Origin of the sequence: Streptomyces sp. NPDC041068, assembly GCF_040647455.1 — a bacterium.
GTDB lineage: Bacteria > Actinomycetota > Actinomycetes > Streptomycetales > Streptomycetaceae > Streptomyces.
Map to the genome: position 1 here is coordinate 418,694 of NZ_JBEZCG010000006.1, position 17,118 is coordinate 435,811.

The following is a 17,118-nucleotide window of genomic DNA, read 5'->3' on the forward strand; positions in this document are numbered from 1 at the left end:
CATGACCCATTTGTTTCGCCGAAGTTAACCGGCCCGGGTGCCCCGGGCCGTGCCACGGCCTCCGCTGTGTCCGTCACGTACGACCCCGCCCGTCCCCGTACGAAAAGGGGCGCAGTACCGTGGACGGGTGGACAACAGGCAAGCAATCGGATCGTGGCTGTCGGGACCGCGCGCGGCCGCGGAGGACGCCGGAGTCGACTTCGGGTACCGGGGCGAGCAGCTCGGCCTGCCCGAGGAGGGGCCGGGGTCGATCGCGCGCCCGGGGCGCCGCATCGGCGCCATCGCCGTGGACTGGGGCCTGTGCATGCTCATCGCATACGGCCTGTTCGCCCGCGGTGACCAGCAGGCGATGGGCAACTGGGCCCTCGGGATCTTCTTCGTCATGAGCGTCCTGACCGTGGGCACGGTCGGCTGCACCCCGGGCAAGGCGCTCTTCAGGCTCCGCGTCGTCGCCGAGGGCGGCGGCAGGCTCGGCGCCCTCAAGGTCCTGGTCCGCAGCGTCCTGCTCTGCGTCGCCATCCCGGCCCTGATCTGGGACCGCGACGGCCGCGGCCTGCACGACCGCCTCGCCCGCGCCGTGCAGATCCGCATCTGAGCGATCACAGCAAGACGTACAGCGATCACAGCAAGACGTACGAAGACGAAGGCCCCGGAACCGATCGGTTCCGGGGCCTTCGTCGACGTAGAGACGGGGAAGCGGGCCTTACTTCGCCTTCGGGCCGCCGCGCGGCATCCGCATGCCCTTGGGCATCGGACCCTTCGGCAGCGGCATGTTCGACATCAGGTCGCCCATCGCGCGCAGCCGGTCGTTGGTGGCCGTGACCTGCGGGCCCGTGAGGACGCGGGGGAGCTTCAGAAGCGTCGTACGCAGCTTCTTCAGCGAGACCGTGCCCTCCGCGGTGCCGACGATGACGTCGTGCACGGGGACGTCCGCCACGATGCGGGCCATCTTCTTCTTCTCGGCGGCCAGCAGGCCCTTCACGCGGTTCGGGTTGCCCTCGGCGACCAGGACGATGCCGGCCTTGCCGACGGTGCGGTGCACCACGTCCTGGCTGCGGTTCATCGCGACCGCGGGGGTCGTGGTCCAGCCGCGGCCGATCTTGTCGAGCACCGCGGCGGCCGCGCCGGGCTGGCCCTCCATCTGGCCGAAGGCCGCACGCTCGGCCCTGCGTCCGAAGACGATCGCCATCGCGAGGAAGGCGAGCAGGAATCCGAGAATGCCCAGGTAGACCGGGTGACCGATCCAGAAGCCGATCGCGAGGAAGACGCCAAAGGTGACGATTCCCACAGCCGCGATGATGAGACCGATCTTGGAGTCGGCCCGCCGGGTCATCTTGTAGGTCAGAGCGATCTGCTTGAGTCGCCCTGGCTCCGCGGCCGCATCCGCCGCGGTGGTTTCCTTCCTCGCCATGTCGTGAAGTCTACGTGCCCCCGGAAGCGACTACGACGTGCGGGTTGCCACGGCCTCTTCGAGTACGCGCAGCGCCTCGACCCGGTCCTTGGCGCGGCGCCGGTCCTCGAGCACGGAAGTCCAGGCGTTGCGGCGTGCGGTGCGCTGGCCGCCGCTCATGAGCAGCGACTCGACGGCCCGCAGGGCGTCGGTGACGGACGGGATGGCGGTGGCGCGAACGGGCGCGGCCTGCATGGGGCCCCTCCTGAAAGCGGCTATGGGTAGGGATGTGCGAGCGGTAATTCCAGGGTCACTGATTGGTGTTACCAGGGCGTGACCGACCGGTCAAACACCGATGAAACCTTGATGCTCCGGCCCAAAACGCTGACGCGGCCCGTACGGTCCCCTTCACCTGCGGGGATCGTGCGGGCCGCGTCATTACGGCCACTACCGACTGGTAGCTGCTTGTGCGCGGATTCACACGCGGGCGGACCCGTGGGTTCACACGCGGGCGGCTCGCGGCGTCACACGGCCTGCGAGGCCACGTACGCGCCGCGCTTCTCGATCGCCATCTGGTAGAGACGGCCCGCGCGGTACGAGGAGCGGACCAGCGGCCCGGACATCACGCCGGAGAAGCCGATCTCCTCGGCCTCGTCCTTCAGCTCCACGAACTCGGCCGGCTTCACCCAGCGCTCGACGGGGTGGTGGCGCGGCGTGGGGCGCAGGTACTGGGTGATGGTGATGAGCTCGGTGCCCGCCTCGTGCAGCTGGCGCAGCGCCTCGCTGACCTCCTCGCGGGTCTCGCCCATGCCCAGGATCAGGTTGGACTTGGTGACAAGTCCGGCCTCGCGGGCCTTGGTGATGACCTCCAGCGAGCGCTCGTACCGGAAGCCGGGGCGGATGCGCTTGAAGATGCGCGGCACCGTCTCGACGTTGTGCCCGAGGACCTCGGGGCGGGACGAGAAGACCTCGGCCAGCTGGTCCGGGTCGGCGTTGAAGTCGGGGATGAGCAGCTCGACCTTGGTGTAGCCGGCCTCGCGCTCCGCCGTCATCGCGTGGATCTGGCGCACGGTCTCCGCGTACAGCCAGGCGCCGCCGTCCTCCAGGTCGTCGCGGGCGACGCCGGTGATGGTGGCGTAGTTCAGGTCCATCTTCACGACGGACTCACCGACGCGGCGCGGCTCATCACGGTCGAGCGCCTGCGGCTTGCCGGTGTCGATCTGGCAGAAGTCGCAGCGCCTGGTGCACTGGTCGCCGCCGATGAGGAACGTGGCCTCGCGGTCCTCCCAGCACTCGAAGATGTTCGGACAGCCCGCTTCCTGGCAGACCGTGTGCAGCTCCTCGCTCTTCACGAGTTTCTGCAGGGCGTTGTACTCGGGGCCCATCTTCGCCCGGGTCTTGATCCACTCGGGCTTGCGCTCGATGGGGGTCTGGCTGTTCCGGACCTCCAGGCGCAGCATCTTGCGTCCGTCGGGTGCGACTGCGGACACATCGGCTCCCTGTAGCTTCGATTCTTCGGCGCACACCAGGGTACGCCCGTGATGTCGTTGGGCTTACTTCTGGCCAACCTCTGGCCAATGGGGTGCATTCCCCCGAGCCCCGGGTGTCTCGTCAGGCGGTCGCGGGCTGCGCCGCGGACGAGGGTGCGGGCTGCGCCGTGGACGTGGCCGCGGTCCCCGCGTCGTCCTGCGTCTCGATCTCGCGCGGCTTGAGCTCGGCGTTCTCCAGGATGTCGCGCAGATGCCGCTCCACGACGGGCAGCACGTCGGCGATGGTGACCTCGCGGTCCAGCTCGTACGAGAGGGACGTCACGCCCGCGTCGCGGATGCCGCACGGGATGATCCGGTCGAACCAGGTGTTGTCCGGGTTCACGTTCAGCGAGAAGCCGTGCATCGTGACGCCCTTGGCGACGCGGATGCCGATCGCGGCGATCTTGCGGTCCTCGCGGCGCTGGCCCGCGTTGGACGGGGCGTACTCCGGGCCGTTGAACCGGGCGTCGAACTCGTCGTCCTGCAGACGCGGGTCGAAGTCCAGGGAGAGCCCGCCGAGCAGCGGGCGCTGCTCCACGGGATCGCCGAGGACCCACACGCCGCTGCGGCCCTCGACGCGCGTGGTCTGCAGGCCGAACTCCGCACACGTACGGATAAGTGCCTCTTCCAGGCGGCGTACGTGTGCTACGACGTCCACCGGGCGCGGCAGTTTCTGGATCGGGTAGCCCACCAGCTGTCCAGGACCGTGCCAGGTGATCTTGCCGCCGCGGTCCACGTCGATGACGGGGGTGCCGTCCAGCGGGCGCTCGCTGTCCTCGGTGCGGCGGCCCGCGGTGTAGACCGGCGGGTGCTCGAGGAGCAGGCAGGTGTCCGGGACCTCGTCGGCGAACCGGGCGGCGTGCACGCGGCGCTGCTCGTCCCACGCCTCTTGGTACTCCACGGCGTCCGGGCCGAAGCCCAGTCGGACGAACCGAAACTCACTCACGGCAGGTGCCTCCCTGAACGTTCACCGTGCACATATCGCGCCTCTGCCACTGTACGGGCCCCCTGGGGCGGCAACTCCAGCCCGGGTTCCTCACACGATCGGATGAATGAGGGGCGAAGGCGGCGATGGAGGCTGTGATGGCCGTTACATTCGCGCCGTTCACGAGGCCATAAGGGCTGTTCAAAGCAGGGCCCGGAAGGCAGGAGACCGCACCGCTGATGACGGAACGACCCCCGCAGCGCACCCCAAACCGCCAGCTCGCCGCGCTCATTTCGGAAGCCGGGTTCTCCAATGCGGGCCTCGCGCGCCGCGTCGACCAGCTCGGCCTCGAGCACGGGCTCGACCTGCGCTACGACAAGACATCGGTGACCCGCTGGCTACGCGGCCAGCAGCCGAGAGGCACCACACCCGCGCTGATCGCCGAGGTCTTCACCAGACGGCTCGGGCGCCGGCTCTCCGCCCAGGATCTCGGGCTCGACGCGTGCGCGCCGGTGTACGCCGGTCTCGAGTTCGCGGCGACCCCCGAGGAGGCCGTCGACATCGTCGGAGGGCTGTGGCGCAAGGACTCCGGGAGCCACGCGGAGCTGCGGAAGATCGCCTTCACCCCGGCCGGGCTCGTGGTGCCCAGCAGGGACTGGCTGATCGGACGGGCCGACGAACGGGTCGGACGCGGGGAGCCCGACCCCGGGCACACGCGCGTGCCCGTCCAGGGGCGCCCCGCGGTGCCCCGCCAGCGGCAGGGCTCCGACCGCGGGCCGGGACAGCGGGTCACCAGCGGTGACATCGCGGCGCTGCGCTCCGTCGGCGAGCTGTTCCGCGCGCTCGACCACGCGTACGGCGGCGGCCACGCCCGCCAGGCCCTCGTCCGTTACCTGGAGCACGAGGCCGAGCCGATGCTCCGCGGCACCTACGGCGAACAGGCCGGGAGGCGGCTCTTCGCGGCCGCCGCGGATCTGACCCGCCTCGCGGGCTGGACCTCGTACGACATCGCGGCGCACGGCCTCGCCCAGCGGTACTACGTCCAGGCGCTGCGCCTCTCGCAGGCGGCGGGCGACCGGGCCTACGGCTCCTATGTCCTGGTCACGATGAGCCGCCAGGCCGTCTACCTCGGGCACGGGCGCGAGGCCGTGCAGCTCGCGCGGGTGGCCCAGCAGGGCGTCGGCTCCTCGGCGCCGCCCGTGGTGCAGTCGCTGCTGTACGCGGCGGAGGCGCGCGGGCACGGGGTGCTCGGCGAGGTGCGGGCCTGCACGGCATCCCTCGTCCGAGCCGAGCGCTCGCTCGAAGCGGCGCGGCCCGGGGACGACGTGCCGCACTGGGCCCGGTTCTTCGACGAGGCCCAGCTGGCCGACGAGTTCGGGCACAGCTACCGCGATCTGCAGCAGTACCGTGCCGCCGCCCAGCACGCCGAGCGCTCGCTCCAGCTGCGCGCCCCCGCCTTCGCGCGCAGCCGCCTGTTCTGCCGGGTGGTGCTCGCCACGGCGAGGCTCGGCCTCGGCGAGCTGGAACAGGCCTGTCAGCTGGGCGCGGAGGCCGCGCAAGCGGCGGGGGAGATGCGGTCGGCGCGGGCGCACGAGTACGTACGTGACTTCGAGCGGCGGCTCGAGCCGTACCGGGACGCGGCGCCGGTGCGGGGGTATCGCGACAGGGTCGCGGCGCTGGGGTAGCCGTCCTCGCGGTGGGTTCGGCACCGCCGGGCCGCGCCGTCGTGGCCGAGCGCCGTTGAGGCAGGGGGGGGTGGAGGGACCGGGCTGGGCCAGTCCGGTCCCTCCACCCTCACCCCAGGCGCGCGATCTCCTCGGGGCTCAACGCCTCGTCCCATGTCATCAGGTCGTCGAGGTCACCCCGCAGGCTCGCGGACTCCGTGCCGATGGACCGCAGGGGAAGCGGGATCGACGCCGGCACCGATCCCACCCGTTCTCCGTCGACGTACAACGTGGTGTGCCCCTTGGTCGCGACCCAGGTCAGCCGGGTCCAGCGGTCCAGCGGCAGGGTGTGGTCGAAGCTGTGGTCCGCCGTGCCGTAGCGCGTGAAGCCGACCTTGCCGGTGCCGTGCTGCATCAGCTTCAGGGCGCCCGTCTTGGAGCTCAGCAGGACCTGGTCGGGGGTCCGGGACGAGGCGCGGACCCGGACCGAGACCGTCCAGGGCTCGGCGAGGTCCAGGCCGCCGAAGCCCACGCCGTCCCGGTCGGAGTCGAACCGCCAGGCCTGGCCGAGCACGCCGGGCACGGGGGTGGGGTTGTCGATGATGTACGAAGTGCCGGGCAGGTCACCGGCCTTGTCCTCGGCGAGGATCGTGTTGCCGGGGCTGCCCGCGTACGTCCAGCCGCTCGGGTACGACGCGTCGTCGAAGGTCCAGTGGTGGCTGGGGCGTCCCTCGACGCGCGGCGGCACGGGTGCGGGGGTGGTGCCGGGGGGATCGCCGACGCGGGCGGCGCGGGAGCGGAAGTCGGCGAGCGTGTCCGGCGTCGCGGACCTGTTCCAGGCGCGGTCGGCGAGGATCGCGCGGGCGCCCGCCATGTGTTGCTCGAAGTAGCCGTCGTCGGCCCAGAAGTTGTAGTCGGCCCAGTTCGTGACGCCGGAGCCGAGCATGTCGGGGGCGGTGTTCGGTGCCCAACTGTCGTACATCCAGGGCTCGTCCGGGTACTTGTGGTGGTAGTTGTTCGGGGTGTCGTAGAACGGGCCGATCGCGATCTCGTCGTGGCCGGGGACGGCGGGCTCGGCGCTCGTGCCCTCCCAGGTGAGGAAGACGACGGGGGAGTGCACCCGCTGCTGGGGCGCGGGCAGGTGCTCGGAGCCGTTGTAGACGGCGGTGCGCCTGCCGCGCGAAGTGACCACGTCGTCCAGGGTGTTGATGTAGCGGTTGAGGAGGTCGCCGAGGGTGGAGACGTCGGGGGCCGACGCCAGGTAGTCCTTCACGCGCGGGCACTCGGCGAGCTGCCCCGGGACCTCCTCGGCGCCGATCGAGAAGAGCGGCGCGTCGAACCAGCCCGCGAACTCGGCGACGATCTCCTTCGACTTCGCGACCGCCTTCTCGCTGGTCATGTCGATGATCCAGTCGGGCGTGAGGTGGGAGTGCGTGTGCGCGGGGGTGCACGGGTCCGGGCCCGAGCCGAAGCCGATGCCGAAGGCCTCGCTGATCACGGTGGCGTGGCCGGGGAGTTCGAGGCCGGGCATCAGCTGGACGTGGTGACGGGCCGCGAAGGCCTTGAGGTGCTCGATGTCGGCGCGGCTGTAGCTGTGGTCGGGGTCGGCGAGGCCGGGGAACTTCGGGCTGTACAGGCGGAAGCCCTCGGACTCGGAGAGGTGCAGCAGGAGCGTGTTGAGCTTCTGGTCGCCCATCCTGCGGATCAGGTTCTCCAGGTACGGGAGCTGCCAGTACTTGCGGCCCGCGTCGAGGTGGACCATGCGGATCCGCTGCGCGGGCCGGTCGTCGGCGGTGGCACGGGGCACCTCGCGGTGGTCGTCGGCGGTGGCGCGCAGGAGGTGGAGCAGGGTGCGGGTGCCGTAGAACAGGCCGTGCGTGGAGGCGGCCTCGATGCGGACGGGGCCCCTGCTGTCGAAGCGGTAGCCCTCGGCGCCGGGGTCGCCGCGGTCGGTGAGGGTGAGCGCGATGTCGCCGGGGGCGGGCCGGGCGCCGCTGGTGACGCGCGGTGAGATGCCGGTGATCTGCTCGATCTCCGTACGCAGCTGGGTGGCGAGCTGTCGTACGGACTGCCGTGCGGGGCCCGGGAGTTCGGCGCGGCCGGAGGGTAGCGCGGTGGACCGGGCGGTGCGCGGGTCGATGAGGATGCGGGTGGCGCGGGTGAGCGAGGTGCGGCCTTCGTACGTGGTCCAGTCGGTGGGGCGGGGGACGACGTCCGGCGGGTCCTGTGCCCCGGCGGGCTCCTTGCGCGGAGCGTCGGCTTGAGCCGAGGGCAAGGCTACAGCTCCCATGAATAGGCCGAGGATGAGCGATATCACCGGCAAGGTGCGACGCACGTCGGTCCTCCCGCTGCTTGGTGATCCGGGGGCGATCCGGGTGGGACCGTAACCGCGTACTACCCATGTGGCAAGGGGAGTTGCAGGGTTTGGTGGGGTATCGGGACGCGTGCGCGCAGGGAGAAGCCCCCGCGTGGGGGGCGCGGGGGCTTCCGGGGGAGCTGGACGAGAGGTCGGATGGGTCAGGCCGCAGCGGGCAGTGTCTCCTGGACGTACGAGGGGGCGATGCCGAAGTCGGTGAGGACGGCGTGGGCCGCGCGCCGCCCCGAGTGCAGGGCGCCCTGGACCGTGCTGGTGTCCCGGTGGTCCCCGCAGACGTAGAGCCCCGAGAGCAGCCGCACGGGGCGGCGCAGATCGTGCGGGGGCGGCATGGCGGGCACGGCCTCGCGGGTGTGGTGGACGGCGAGGAGTTCCCAGCGGTGGGTGGCGGTGCCGTACAGGGTCGCGAGGTGGGCGAGGACGGTGTGCTCGTCGGGCGGCGGCCCGAGGACCGTGGAGGAGACCAGGACGCGGCCCGCGGGGGCGCGCGACGGGTCGACCTGGCTGACGACCGCGGTGTGGGCGACGGGCCCCGCCCGGTCGGCGTCGAGGAGCAGCGCGGGCCCGTCGAGCGGCGGCTCGGGCGCGGCGTGGTGGACGACCGTCACCTCGTGGAACGGCGGCACGCGCAGGCCGGGGAGCAGTTCCGCCGCGGCGCGGGCGTCGGTGGCCAACAGGACGGCGCGGCAAGGGATTTCGCCGTGCTCGGCGGTGGTGACGGAGGTCGTGGAGACCGAGGTGACGCGGACGCCGGTGTGGACCGTGCCGGGCGGCAGGGCCGCGGCGAGGAGCTCGGGCAGGACCTCGGCGCCGCCCTGCGGCAGGCAGAGGCGGCCGCTCGCGAAGGCGTGCAGGGCGAGGTCCGCGCACCGGCTGGAGGTGGTCAGGCCGGGGTCGCAGAGCAGCGCGGAGAGCAGGGGGCGCAGAAAGCCGTTGATGGTGCGGGAGGGCAGTCCGCGGGCGAACAGGGCGTCCCCGGCCGGGAGTTCGGGGCGGGCCAGAAGGCGCCGGACGGGGGTCGCGGCCAGCCGGGCGAGGGCGGCGCCGAGCCGGGCCTGGTCGAGGGCGTTGCCCAGCGGTGCGGTGCGGGGTGCCGTGCCGGGGGCGGTCCTCGCGGAGGTCCGTGCGGCCCGCGGCCCGAGGGGGGCGCTCGCCAGGGCGCGTGCTGCTGTGAGTGCGCCCCTCGCGCTCCGTCCGGGCAGGGGCTCCGCGGCGCGATGGTGCCGTCCCTCGCTGTGCACCAGGAGGCCGGGCGCGAAGGGGCGCAGGACGAGCGAGTCGAGCCCCGGTGTGCGGCGCAGTTCCGGATACGAGGTGGTGAGGAGCTGCCCGATCCTGTCGAGGCGGAACCCGTCGACTTTCTCGGTCGACATCCGACCGCCGACGTAAGGGGCGGCTTCCAGGACAACGGTCGTTACACCGGCGCTGGTCAGCCGATGCGCTGCCGAGAGCCCCGCGGCCCCGGCTCCCACGATGACGACGTCCGCATGGTGCGCAGGCTCTGGCACGTGCCCCTCCCGAGGTCGCGCGGCTTGTGGGGTCCTGATGCCCCCCGACAGGGCTCGGGAATACCCGAGTTCGGGACGAGGGTAGGAGCGGTTCCGGTCCGGGGCAGTCGCGCATGCACCGGGCACGGTCGCACGCCGGTCGCACGGCCCGCTCCCGTGAGCCCTGCGGTGACGTCCCCGTGAGCCATGCCGCGACGCCCCCGCGAGCTCTTCGCTCCGCTTCCCCGAGCCTTCGCTCCGCTTCCCCGAGTTCTTTGCTCCGCTGTCCCGAGCTCTTCGCTCCGCTTCCCCGAGCCTTGCCGACCCGTCCCCGTCCATTCCCGTGAAGGCTCACCGGGGCCCGCAAAGGCCCGCCAAGTCCCCTCCGGTACCGCCGAGTTCCCCCGGCTCCCGCCTCGGTTACCGCAGCGCCGCCCGGATCGCCTCGTCGATGCCGGGGAACGCGAAGGCGAAGCCGGACTCCAGGAGCCGGGTCGGCAGCACCCGTTGGCTGCCGAGCACGTCCCCGGCCATCTCGCCGAGCACCACGCGCAAAGCGGGAGAGGGCGCCGGCAGGAGCGTGGGCCGGCGCAGCACCCGTCCCATCGCGGCCGTCACCTCCCGGTTGGTGAGCGGATCGGGCGCCGTGAGGTTGAACGGGCCCGACAGCGACTCCGTGTCGATGAGGTGCCGCAGGGCGGCCACCTCGTCGTGCAGGGCGATGTAGCTCCAGTACTGCCGGCCGTTGCCGAGGCGCCCGCCGAGCCCCGCCTTGAAGAGCGGGAAGAGGCGCCCCCAGGCTCCGCCCTCGCGGCCCACCACCAGGCCGTTGCGGGCGAGGACGGTGCGGATGCCGGCCTCCCGCGCGGGGGCCGCGGCCTCTTCCCACTCGACGCAGAGCGACGGCAGGAAGCCCTCACCGGCGGGCGCGCTCTCGTCCACCGCGCGCGAGCCCGTGTCTCCGTAGTAGCCGATCGCGCCGGCGTTCACGAAGACCCGCGGCGGTTCGTCGAGCGAGGTCATGGCCGTGACGAGCGCGGTGGTGCCGAGGACCCTGCTGTCCCTGAGCTCCCGCTTGTAGGCGGCCGTCCAGCGGTGGTCGCCGATGCCCGCGCCCGCGAGGTTGACGACCGCGGAGCAGCCCGCGAGCCCGGCCGTGTCGACGTATCCCTCCTTGGGGTCCCAGCGCACCTCGTCCTCGGCGCGGGGCGCCCTGCGCACAAGCCGCACCACGTCGTACCCGTCGGCGGCGAGGGACCGCGTGAGCGCCGTGCCGATGAGCCCGGAGGCACCGGCCACGGCGACGCGGGACTGTGTGGTTTCCATGGCCCCATCCTGCCGCGAATCGGCGGGCGGCGGACCGGTCCCGGAAGCCCGTGGCGGCGCTGCCCCTGAAGCCGCGGTGGCGCGCGGCCCGCCCGCCGTACAGTGGCGCCATGCCGGACATGCACATACGCACCGCACTGCCCGAGGACGACGACGCGCTCGCCCGTCTCGACCGCGCCACGTGGTCCACGCTGCACGCGGTCCAGCCCCGTCCCGAACCCCCCTTCGAGCCCTTCTTCAACGACCGCTTCGGCCCTCGCGACCACCTGGTCGCCGAGCGGGACGGCCGGATCATCGGCTATGTGAAGCTCGGCTTCCCCACCCCCCTGCTCGTCAACGCGCACGTGCGCCAGATCCAGGGCTTCGTCGTCGCCGAGGAGGCGCGGGGCCACGGCGTCGGCAAGCGGCTGATCAGGGCCGCCATGGACGAGGCCCGCCGCCAGGGCGCGCTCCGCATCACGCTGCGGGTCCTCGGGCACAACACCCCGGCCCGCAAGCTCTACGAAGCGGAGGGCTTCGTCATCGAGGGCGTACTGCCCGGCGAGTTCCTGCTGGACGGGGCGTACGTCGACGACGTCCTCATGGGCCGCCTTCTCTGAGGCATGCCTCTCGACGCGGACTCGACGCGGACTCGACGCGGGCGCGGCGAAGGCTCGGCGTGGACGCACCCGCCGGACCGGCCCGGGGTGCGCCCGCCACGCGCGCGTAGGAGCGTGAAGACGTACGCGGGAAGGAGCGCACCGGTGATCAGGGCCGCGGCCAGTCGTCGGGACCAGGAGGAGTGGGGCTGGCTGCGCGGTGCGCCGCCGCCCCACTGGGTGCGCGGTGCGCCGCCCGTGCTGCTCGCCCTGATCTGCGTCGTCCAGCTGGCCACGCCGAAGCCGGTCGACCTCGGCTTCCTGCTCGCCGCCGTCCCGCCGCTCGCCGCCCTGGCCTACGGGCCCGCCGCCACCGCGATCTTCGGCGGCGCCTGCATCGCGCTGATCGCCCTGCCGGGCTTCGGGCTCGACAGACCCGGCGAGAGCGATGCGGCGACGGTCGCCTTCGTGGCGTTGCTCAGCGTGCTGTTCTCCTGGTTGCGCAGCCGCCGCGACGCCCAGCTCGTGACGGTGCGCACCGTCGCGGAGGCCGCCCAGCTCGCCGTGCTCCCGCCGCTTCCCGAGAAGGTGGGGACGGTGCGCTGCGCGGGTCTCTACCAGGCCGCGCAGCGCGGCACGCTGGTCGGCGGCGACTTCTTCGACGTACGCAGGGGACCGTGCGGGACGCGCGCGCTGGTCGGTGACGTGCAGGGCCACGGGCTCGCCGCCGTCGGCACCGTCGCCTCGCTGCTCGGCGCGTTCCGCGAGGCGGTCCTCGACCAGCCCGACCTGGACGGCGTCGCGGCCCGCCTCGACCGCAGGCTCGTCGTGGACTCCGCGGAGGACGAGCACGCCGAGCTGTTCGCGACGGCGGTGCTCCTGGAGTTCCCCGACGACTTCTCCGCCGTACGCGTCGTCTCCTGCGGCCACCCGCCGCCCCTGCTCCTGCGCGGCGCCGAGGTCACCGAGCTCGCGATGGCGCCGGGCGCGCCGCTGGGGCTCGGCATCGCGGGCGTCGCGCCGCCCGAGCAGCTGACGGTGCCGCTGCTCGCCGGGGACCTGCTGCTCGCCCTGACCGACGGGGTGAGCGAGGCGCGGGACGCGTCCGGCGCGTTCTATCCGCTGCCCGAACGGCTCAGCGCGCTGGCCAAGGCGGACACGTCGCTCCTGGACGACCCCGTGGAGCTCACGGCACGGATCTGGCAGGACGTGAAGCGCCATGCGGGGAGGGTGCGGGACGACGTGACGATGATGGTGTTCGTACGGGATCCGGGGCCGGGGCCGGAACTGGAGCTGGGCCGGGACTGGAGCTGAGCCCGTGGCTGGGCTCGGAGCGGGAGCGGGAGCGGGCGCGGGAGCCGGGGCCGGCCCCGGAGCGGGAGCCGAGGCAGGAGCCGGGACCGGACCCGGGACTGGAGCAGGGCCCCGTGTGAACCCCTTGCGGGACGGCCGGTCAGCCCCGCGGCCGGGTCAACAGCCCCATCCCGCCCATGAGCTCCCGCAGGCACCGCACCGCGAGGTCCGCGGGCGACCCGGGGCCCGTGACGTCCGCGTCCGTCTCCGACCAGGTCTCCAGGGCGATCCGGATCGCGTCCGTCGCCGCTGCCGCCGCGAGGCGGACCTCCAGAGGGCTCGCGCCCTCGCCCGCGAGCTCCGCGACGACGGGGCGCAGCTTCTCCTCGGACTCCTGGTTCACGCGGTACCAGACGGCCCGCAGCGCCGGGTCGTCCACGGCGGCGCGCAGCAGCCCGCGGGCCTGGCGCAGCCCGTCCGCGGCGGCCTCGTCCGGCGCGGCGAGCGCCTCGGAGATCGCGCCCCGCAGGGCCTCGGGAAGGTCCGCGCCCGGTTCGCTCGCGGCGAGGAGCGCGCGCCAGCGCTCGCCGCCGACGGCGAGCAGCGGGCCCACCGCGTCCTGCTTGTTGCGGAAGTACCGGTAAAAGGTGCGCAGCGCGACCCCGGCCCGGCCCGCGATGGCCTCGGCCGTGGTGCCGTCGGGCCCGTGCGCGGTGAAGAGCTCGGCCGCGGCGTGCGCGATCTCCAGCTGGGTGGCCAGCTTGCGGCGCTCCGTGAGGGAGAGGGGCGGGGTGGACGGCTGGGTGCTCACCGGCCGAAGCCTACGCCGCGCGAGCCAGATAGGCACGTCTGGCCGATGTGGCACAACGTGCCATCCGGGCGTAACGTGTAATGCGCAAGCAGAACCATTGCGAGAGTGAGTGGGAGAACGCCATGAACGCCAAGAGCGCCATGCAGCCCCTGAACCGTTACGAGGGGCGCCGCGCCCTGGTCACCGGTGGCGGCTCCGGCATCGGCCAGGCCACCGTGCTGCGCATGCTGGCCGAGGGCGGCAGGGTCGTCGCCGCCGACGTCAGCGAGGACGGCCTCAAGGACACCGTCGCCAAGGCCGGCGCCGATGCGGAGCGCCTCACCACCGTCGCCGTGAACATCGCCGACGAGACCTCGGTCCGCGCGGGCGTCGCCGCGGCCGTCGAGGCGCTCGGAGGCCTGGACGTCCTGGTGAACGCCGCGGGCATCCTGCGCTCCTCGCACACCCACGAGACCACCCTCGACGCCTTCAACCAGGTCATCGCCGTCAACCTCACCGGCACGTTCCTGATGATCCGCGAGGCGATCCCGGCGCTGCTCCGGGGCAACGGCCCGGCCGTGGTCAACTTCAGCTCCACGTCCGCGATGTTCGCCCACCCGTACATGGCGGCGTACGCGGCGAGCAAGGGCGGCATCCAGTCCATGACGCACGCCCTCGCGAGCGAGTACGGCAAGCAGGGCATCCGCTTCACCGCCGTGCAGCCCGGCTCCATCTCCTCGGGCATGACCGACGGCTCCGGCGCGAGCCGCCAGAGCGTCGGCCCCGGACTGCCCGAGGACGCCGACATGAGCCTGTTCGTGAAGCTCGCCCCCGCCCTCGGCCAGGGCTTCGCGGGCCCGGAGACCGTCGCCTCCGTCGTCGCGATGCTCGCCTCGGACGACGGCCGCTTCATCACCGGCACCGAGGTCCGCGTCGACGGCGGCACCCACTTCTGAGCCGCTGCGGCTAGCCGAGCCCCAGCAGGGCGGACGGCAGGCCGAGGACCGAGGTGAGCAGGGAGCCGAGTGGGCCGAGGCAGGACGGCTTGACCGCGTGTGCGGGGTCCAGGGCGTTCAGCGCGATGCGGGTGGCCAGCGGGTCCGTCGCGGTGCGCTGGTGCCCGGACCGGTTGTCGGGGCAGACGTCCTGCAGGTAGACGTTGCTGACCTTGTCGCCCTGCAGGAACTGCTCCCGGGGCGGGGTGACCACGGTGTCGTACTTGCTGGCGATCACCTGGTACGTCACGCCGGGCAGGGTGTCGCCGCCTTCGCCCAGCCGCGTCAGGAACTTCGAGCCCGCCATCTGGTCCGTGCAGGCGGGGCAGGGGAGGTCGAGGATGTCCCCGGTGGGCAGCAGGGCGGCGATCGGTGCCAGGAGGGCGGCGAGACCCCAGTCGTCCTTGAACAGCGAGTCCAGGAACTCCGAGCGCGTGCCGTGGTTGGACGGCGAGATCCCGACCAGCGTGTGGACCTTCTTCGCGCCGCCCTCGAACTTCATGTACTGGCGGGGCATCATCCCGCCCTGCGAGTGCCCGACGACGTCCACCTGACCGGCGCCGGTGGCGGCGAGGACCCCTTCCACGAACACCCCGAGCTGCTTGGCGGAGTCGGCGACCCGGCCCACACCGCCCGCCACGAGGCTCAGCGCGCCGCCGGTCCTGCCGTAGTCGAGGGCGAAGACGCAGTACCCCGCGGCCTTGTAGACCGGGGCGGCCTTCTTCCACATCTGTCCGGACTCCAAGGTGCCGTGCACCAGGACGAGCGGGCGCGGGTGGCCGGAGCCGGGCCTGCAGGACCAGTCGTTGACGCCGAACGCCCTCATGTTCGGGGTCGCCAGCTTCCGCGCCGCGGGGATCGGGTCGGCGGCGGGCATGGGCTGCGCCGCGGCGGGGCCCACAGCGGCCGCGGTGACGGCCAGCGCGGTGAGCAACGTACGGACGAGAAAGGCGCGGGAGGAGCGGAGGGTGCGGGAGGAGCGGGACACGGGGTCTCCTGGGAGGCTCGACGGGATCATCGGTGCCTCACGTTTCCCGCGCCGGCGCGCCCCCGTACCGCCCCTTGAGCCGTCCGAGAACCGTGGCGAACCGGTCAGTGAACCGCTCGGTGAACCGTTCAGTCCACCATGAAGCGGTCCCACAGCTTCGGATACCGCTGCGCCATCACCGCGTCGTCCTCGAAGTCGATCGGTGTGCCCTCCGGCTCCGGCGGCGCGGGCGGGATGCCGAGATCGGGGGCGACGACACCGGTGAGCTGCTCGTACGCCTCGTCCGCCGCGTAGCCGAGCTCCTCGCCGTCCCCGTCGAGCTCCTCGTCGAAGTCGTCCAGGAGGTCGGCGAGGGCGTCGGGATCGTGCACCGCGCCCTCGAAGACCTCCCTGCCCTGGCCGATCAGCCAGCACCGGAAGTAGTCGAAGGCGTCGTCGCTCGCGCCGCCGAGCAGCACCCAGGCGGCGCCCCACAGGTCCCAGCGGTAGGCGCGGTTGTAGCGGGACTCGAAGTGACGGGCGAAGTCGATGACGGAGTCCGGATCGGACTGCAGCAGTCTCTCGACGAGCAGCTCGGCGTGGTCCTCGGGGTCGCCGCCGGCGGCCTCACGAGTACTGTCCACGATCTCCCAGAACTCCGTCTCGTCCATCACGGGTCAAGCATCGGTCCTGCGGAGTGGGGGCGCACGCGGAGTGCGCCGGAATGCGGCTGTCTCGTTATGCGTGCACATGCCCTTGGAAAGACCGACAGAAGATGTCGGCATTCGGTGGCAGCCTCAACCACATGAACACCACACAGCCGGATACCTCGCAGCCGGATACCCCGCAGCCCCTCACCGGAAAGATCGCCCTTGTCGCGGGCGCCACCCGCGGCGCGGGCCGCGCCATGGCCGTGGAGCTCGGCCGCGCCGGAGCCACCGTGTACGTGACGGGGCGGACCACCCGCGAGCACACCAGCGAGATCGGCCGCACCACCGAGACCATCGAGGGCACGGCCGAGCTGGTGGACGCCGCGGGAGGCAAGGGCATCGCCGTGCCCACCGACCACCTGGAGCCCGAGCAGGTCGAGGCCCTCGTCGAGCGCGTCGACCGCGAGCAGGGCCGCCTGGACATCCTCGTCAACGACATCTGGGGCGGCGACGTCCACGTCGAGTGGGACAAGAAGATGTGGGAGCACGACCTCGACAAGGGGATGCGCATCCTGCGCCTCGGCATCGAGACCCACATCGTCACCAGCCGGTACGCGCTGCCGCTGCTGATCAGGAACCCCGGCGGCCTCGTTGTGGAGGTCACCGACGGAACCGAGGAGTACAACGGCCCCAACTACCGCAAGCCGTTCTACTACGACCTCGCCAAGGCGGCCCCGCTGCGCATGGCGCGCGACCTCGCCCAGGAGGTCGAGGAGTTCGGCTGTACAGCGCTCTGCCTGACTCCCGGCTGGCTGCGTTCGGAGGCCATGCTCGACACCTACTTCAAGGTGACCGAGGAGAACTGGCTCGACGGCCGCAAGCAGAACCCGCACTTCGCGATCTCCGAGACGCCGACGTTCGTGGGCCGTGCCCTTGTCGCGCTCGCCGCCGACCCCGAAGTGGCCCGCCACAACGGCAAGTCGCTCTCCAGCGGCGGACTCGCCAAGGAGTACGGCTTCACGGACGTGGACGGCTCGCGGCCCGACGCCTGGCGCTACATCACCGAGGTCGACCAGCAGAGCAAGACCGCCGACGTCACCGGCTACCGGTGACCGCCGACGTCATCGGCTACCGGTGACCGCCGACGTCA

General features: G+C 72.4%; 16 protein-coding genes. 6 read left to right on the forward strand and 10 right to left on the reverse strand.

Going from position 1 to position 17,118, the window contains the following annotated elements:
* Positions 1 to 127 precede the first annotated feature (127 nt).
* Complete coding sequence (locus AB0B50_RS16670; RefSeq protein WP_362331359.1) at positions 128 to 595, forward strand: RDD family protein; 468 nt, start codon at positions 128 to 130, stop codon at positions 593 to 595.
* A gap of 108 nt (positions 596 to 703) precedes the next feature.
* Here the strand turns inward: AB0B50_RS16670 and AB0B50_RS16675 are convergent, their stop codons facing one another.
* The 4 genes from AB0B50_RS16675 to lipB form a co-directional block, all read right to left on the reverse strand.
* Positions 704 to 1,411 (reverse strand): DUF4191 domain-containing protein, encoded by a 708-nt coding sequence (locus tag AB0B50_RS16675; protein ID WP_362331362.1) that lies wholly within the window; start codon positions 1,409 to 1,411, stop codon positions 704 to 706.
* Positions 1,412 to 1,441: 30 nt separating this feature from the next.
* On the reverse strand, positions 1,442 to 1,645 hold the full coding sequence (locus tag AB0B50_RS16680; RefSeq protein WP_055697444.1) for a hypothetical protein: 204 nt from the start codon (positions 1,643 to 1,645) through the stop codon (positions 1,442 to 1,444).
* A gap of 269 nt (positions 1,646 to 1,914) precedes the next feature.
* Positions 1,915 to 2,880, reverse strand: a complete 966-nt coding sequence (locus AB0B50_RS16685; protein ID WP_362331365.1) for a lipoyl synthase — start codon at positions 2,878 to 2,880, stop codon at positions 1,915 to 1,917.
* A gap of 121 nt (positions 2,881 to 3,001) precedes the next feature.
* On the reverse strand, positions 3,002 to 3,865 hold the full coding sequence (gene lipB, locus AB0B50_RS16690; protein WP_362331368.1) for a lipoyl(octanoyl) transferase LipB: 864 nt from the start codon (positions 3,863 to 3,865) through the stop codon (positions 3,002 to 3,004).
* A 218-nt stretch (positions 3,866 to 4,083) separates the two neighbouring features.
* Between lipB and AB0B50_RS16695 the strand changes: the two genes are divergently transcribed.
* Entirely contained in the window at positions 4,084 to 5,529 is a 1,446-nt protein-coding gene (locus AB0B50_RS16695) for a regulator (RefSeq protein WP_362331371.1), read from the forward strand.
* A 109-nt stretch (positions 5,530 to 5,638) separates the two neighbouring features.
* Here AB0B50_RS16695 and AB0B50_RS16700 read toward each other — a convergent pair whose 3' ends face one another.
* The 3 genes from AB0B50_RS16700 to AB0B50_RS16710 all read right to left on the reverse strand — a co-directional run bounded on the left by AB0B50_RS16700 (position 5,639) and on the right by AB0B50_RS16710 (position 10,695).
* On the reverse strand, positions 5,639 to 7,783 hold the full coding sequence (locus AB0B50_RS16700) for a family 20 glycosylhydrolase (RefSeq protein WP_362331374.1): 2,145 nt from the start codon (positions 7,781 to 7,783) through the stop codon (positions 5,639 to 5,641).
* A 242-nt stretch (positions 7,784 to 8,025) separates the two neighbouring features.
* Complete coding sequence (locus AB0B50_RS16705) at positions 8,026 to 9,390, reverse strand: NAD(P)/FAD-dependent oxidoreductase (protein ID WP_362331377.1); 1,365 nt, start codon at positions 9,388 to 9,390, stop codon at positions 8,026 to 8,028.
* A 399-nt stretch (positions 9,391 to 9,789) separates the two neighbouring features.
* Positions 9,790 to 10,695, reverse strand: a complete 906-nt coding sequence (locus AB0B50_RS16710) for a TIGR01777 family oxidoreductase (protein WP_362331380.1) — start codon at positions 10,693 to 10,695, stop codon at positions 9,790 to 9,792.
* Between the two features lie 110 nt (positions 10,696 to 10,805).
* On the opposite strand from AB0B50_RS16710, the gene AB0B50_RS16715 reads away from it, so the two are divergent.
* Positions 10,806 to 11,294, forward strand: a complete 489-nt coding sequence (locus tag AB0B50_RS16715; RefSeq protein ID WP_362331383.1) for a GNAT family N-acetyltransferase — start codon at positions 10,806 to 10,808, stop codon at positions 11,292 to 11,294.
* Between the two features lie 147 nt (positions 11,295 to 11,441).
* A complete protein-coding gene (locus AB0B50_RS16720) occupies positions 11,442 to 12,587 on the forward strand; it encodes a PP2C family protein-serine/threonine phosphatase (protein WP_362331686.1) in 1,146 nt (381 codons plus the stop codon).
* A gap of 139 nt (positions 12,588 to 12,726) precedes the next feature.
* Here AB0B50_RS16720 and AB0B50_RS16725 read toward each other — a convergent pair whose 3' ends face one another.
* Positions 12,727 to 13,377 carry a TetR family transcriptional regulator gene (locus tag AB0B50_RS16725; RefSeq protein ID WP_362331386.1) on the reverse strand — a complete coding sequence of 217 codons (651 nt, stop codon included), beginning with the start codon at positions 13,375 to 13,377 and terminating at the stop codon, positions 12,727 to 12,729.
* Positions 13,378 to 13,517: 140 nt separating this feature from the next.
* Between AB0B50_RS16725 and AB0B50_RS16730 the strand changes: the two genes are divergently transcribed.
* Entirely contained in the window at positions 13,518 to 14,312 is a 795-nt protein-coding gene (locus AB0B50_RS16730; RefSeq protein WP_362331689.1) for an SDR family oxidoreductase, read from the forward strand.
* 10 nt (positions 14,313 to 14,322) lie between these two features.
* Here the strand turns inward: AB0B50_RS16730 and AB0B50_RS16735 are convergent, their stop codons facing one another.
* Both AB0B50_RS16735 and AB0B50_RS16740 read right to left on the reverse strand, forming a co-directional pair.
* Entirely contained in the window at positions 14,323 to 15,339 is a 1,017-nt protein-coding gene (locus AB0B50_RS16735; RefSeq protein WP_362331389.1) for an alpha/beta fold hydrolase, read from the reverse strand.
* 128 nt (positions 15,340 to 15,467) lie between these two features.
* Complete coding sequence (locus tag AB0B50_RS16740) at positions 15,468 to 15,989, reverse strand: DUF4240 domain-containing protein (protein ID WP_362331692.1); 522 nt, start codon at positions 15,987 to 15,989, stop codon at positions 15,468 to 15,470.
* Between the two features lie 134 nt (positions 15,990 to 16,123).
* Here AB0B50_RS16740 and AB0B50_RS16745 point away from each other — a divergent pair, with 134 nt between their 5' ends.
* Complete coding sequence (locus tag AB0B50_RS16745; protein WP_362331391.1) at positions 16,124 to 17,080, forward strand: SDR family oxidoreductase; 957 nt, start codon at positions 16,124 to 16,126, stop codon at positions 17,078 to 17,080.
* The last annotated feature ends 38 nt before the right edge of the window (positions 17,081 to 17,118 follow it).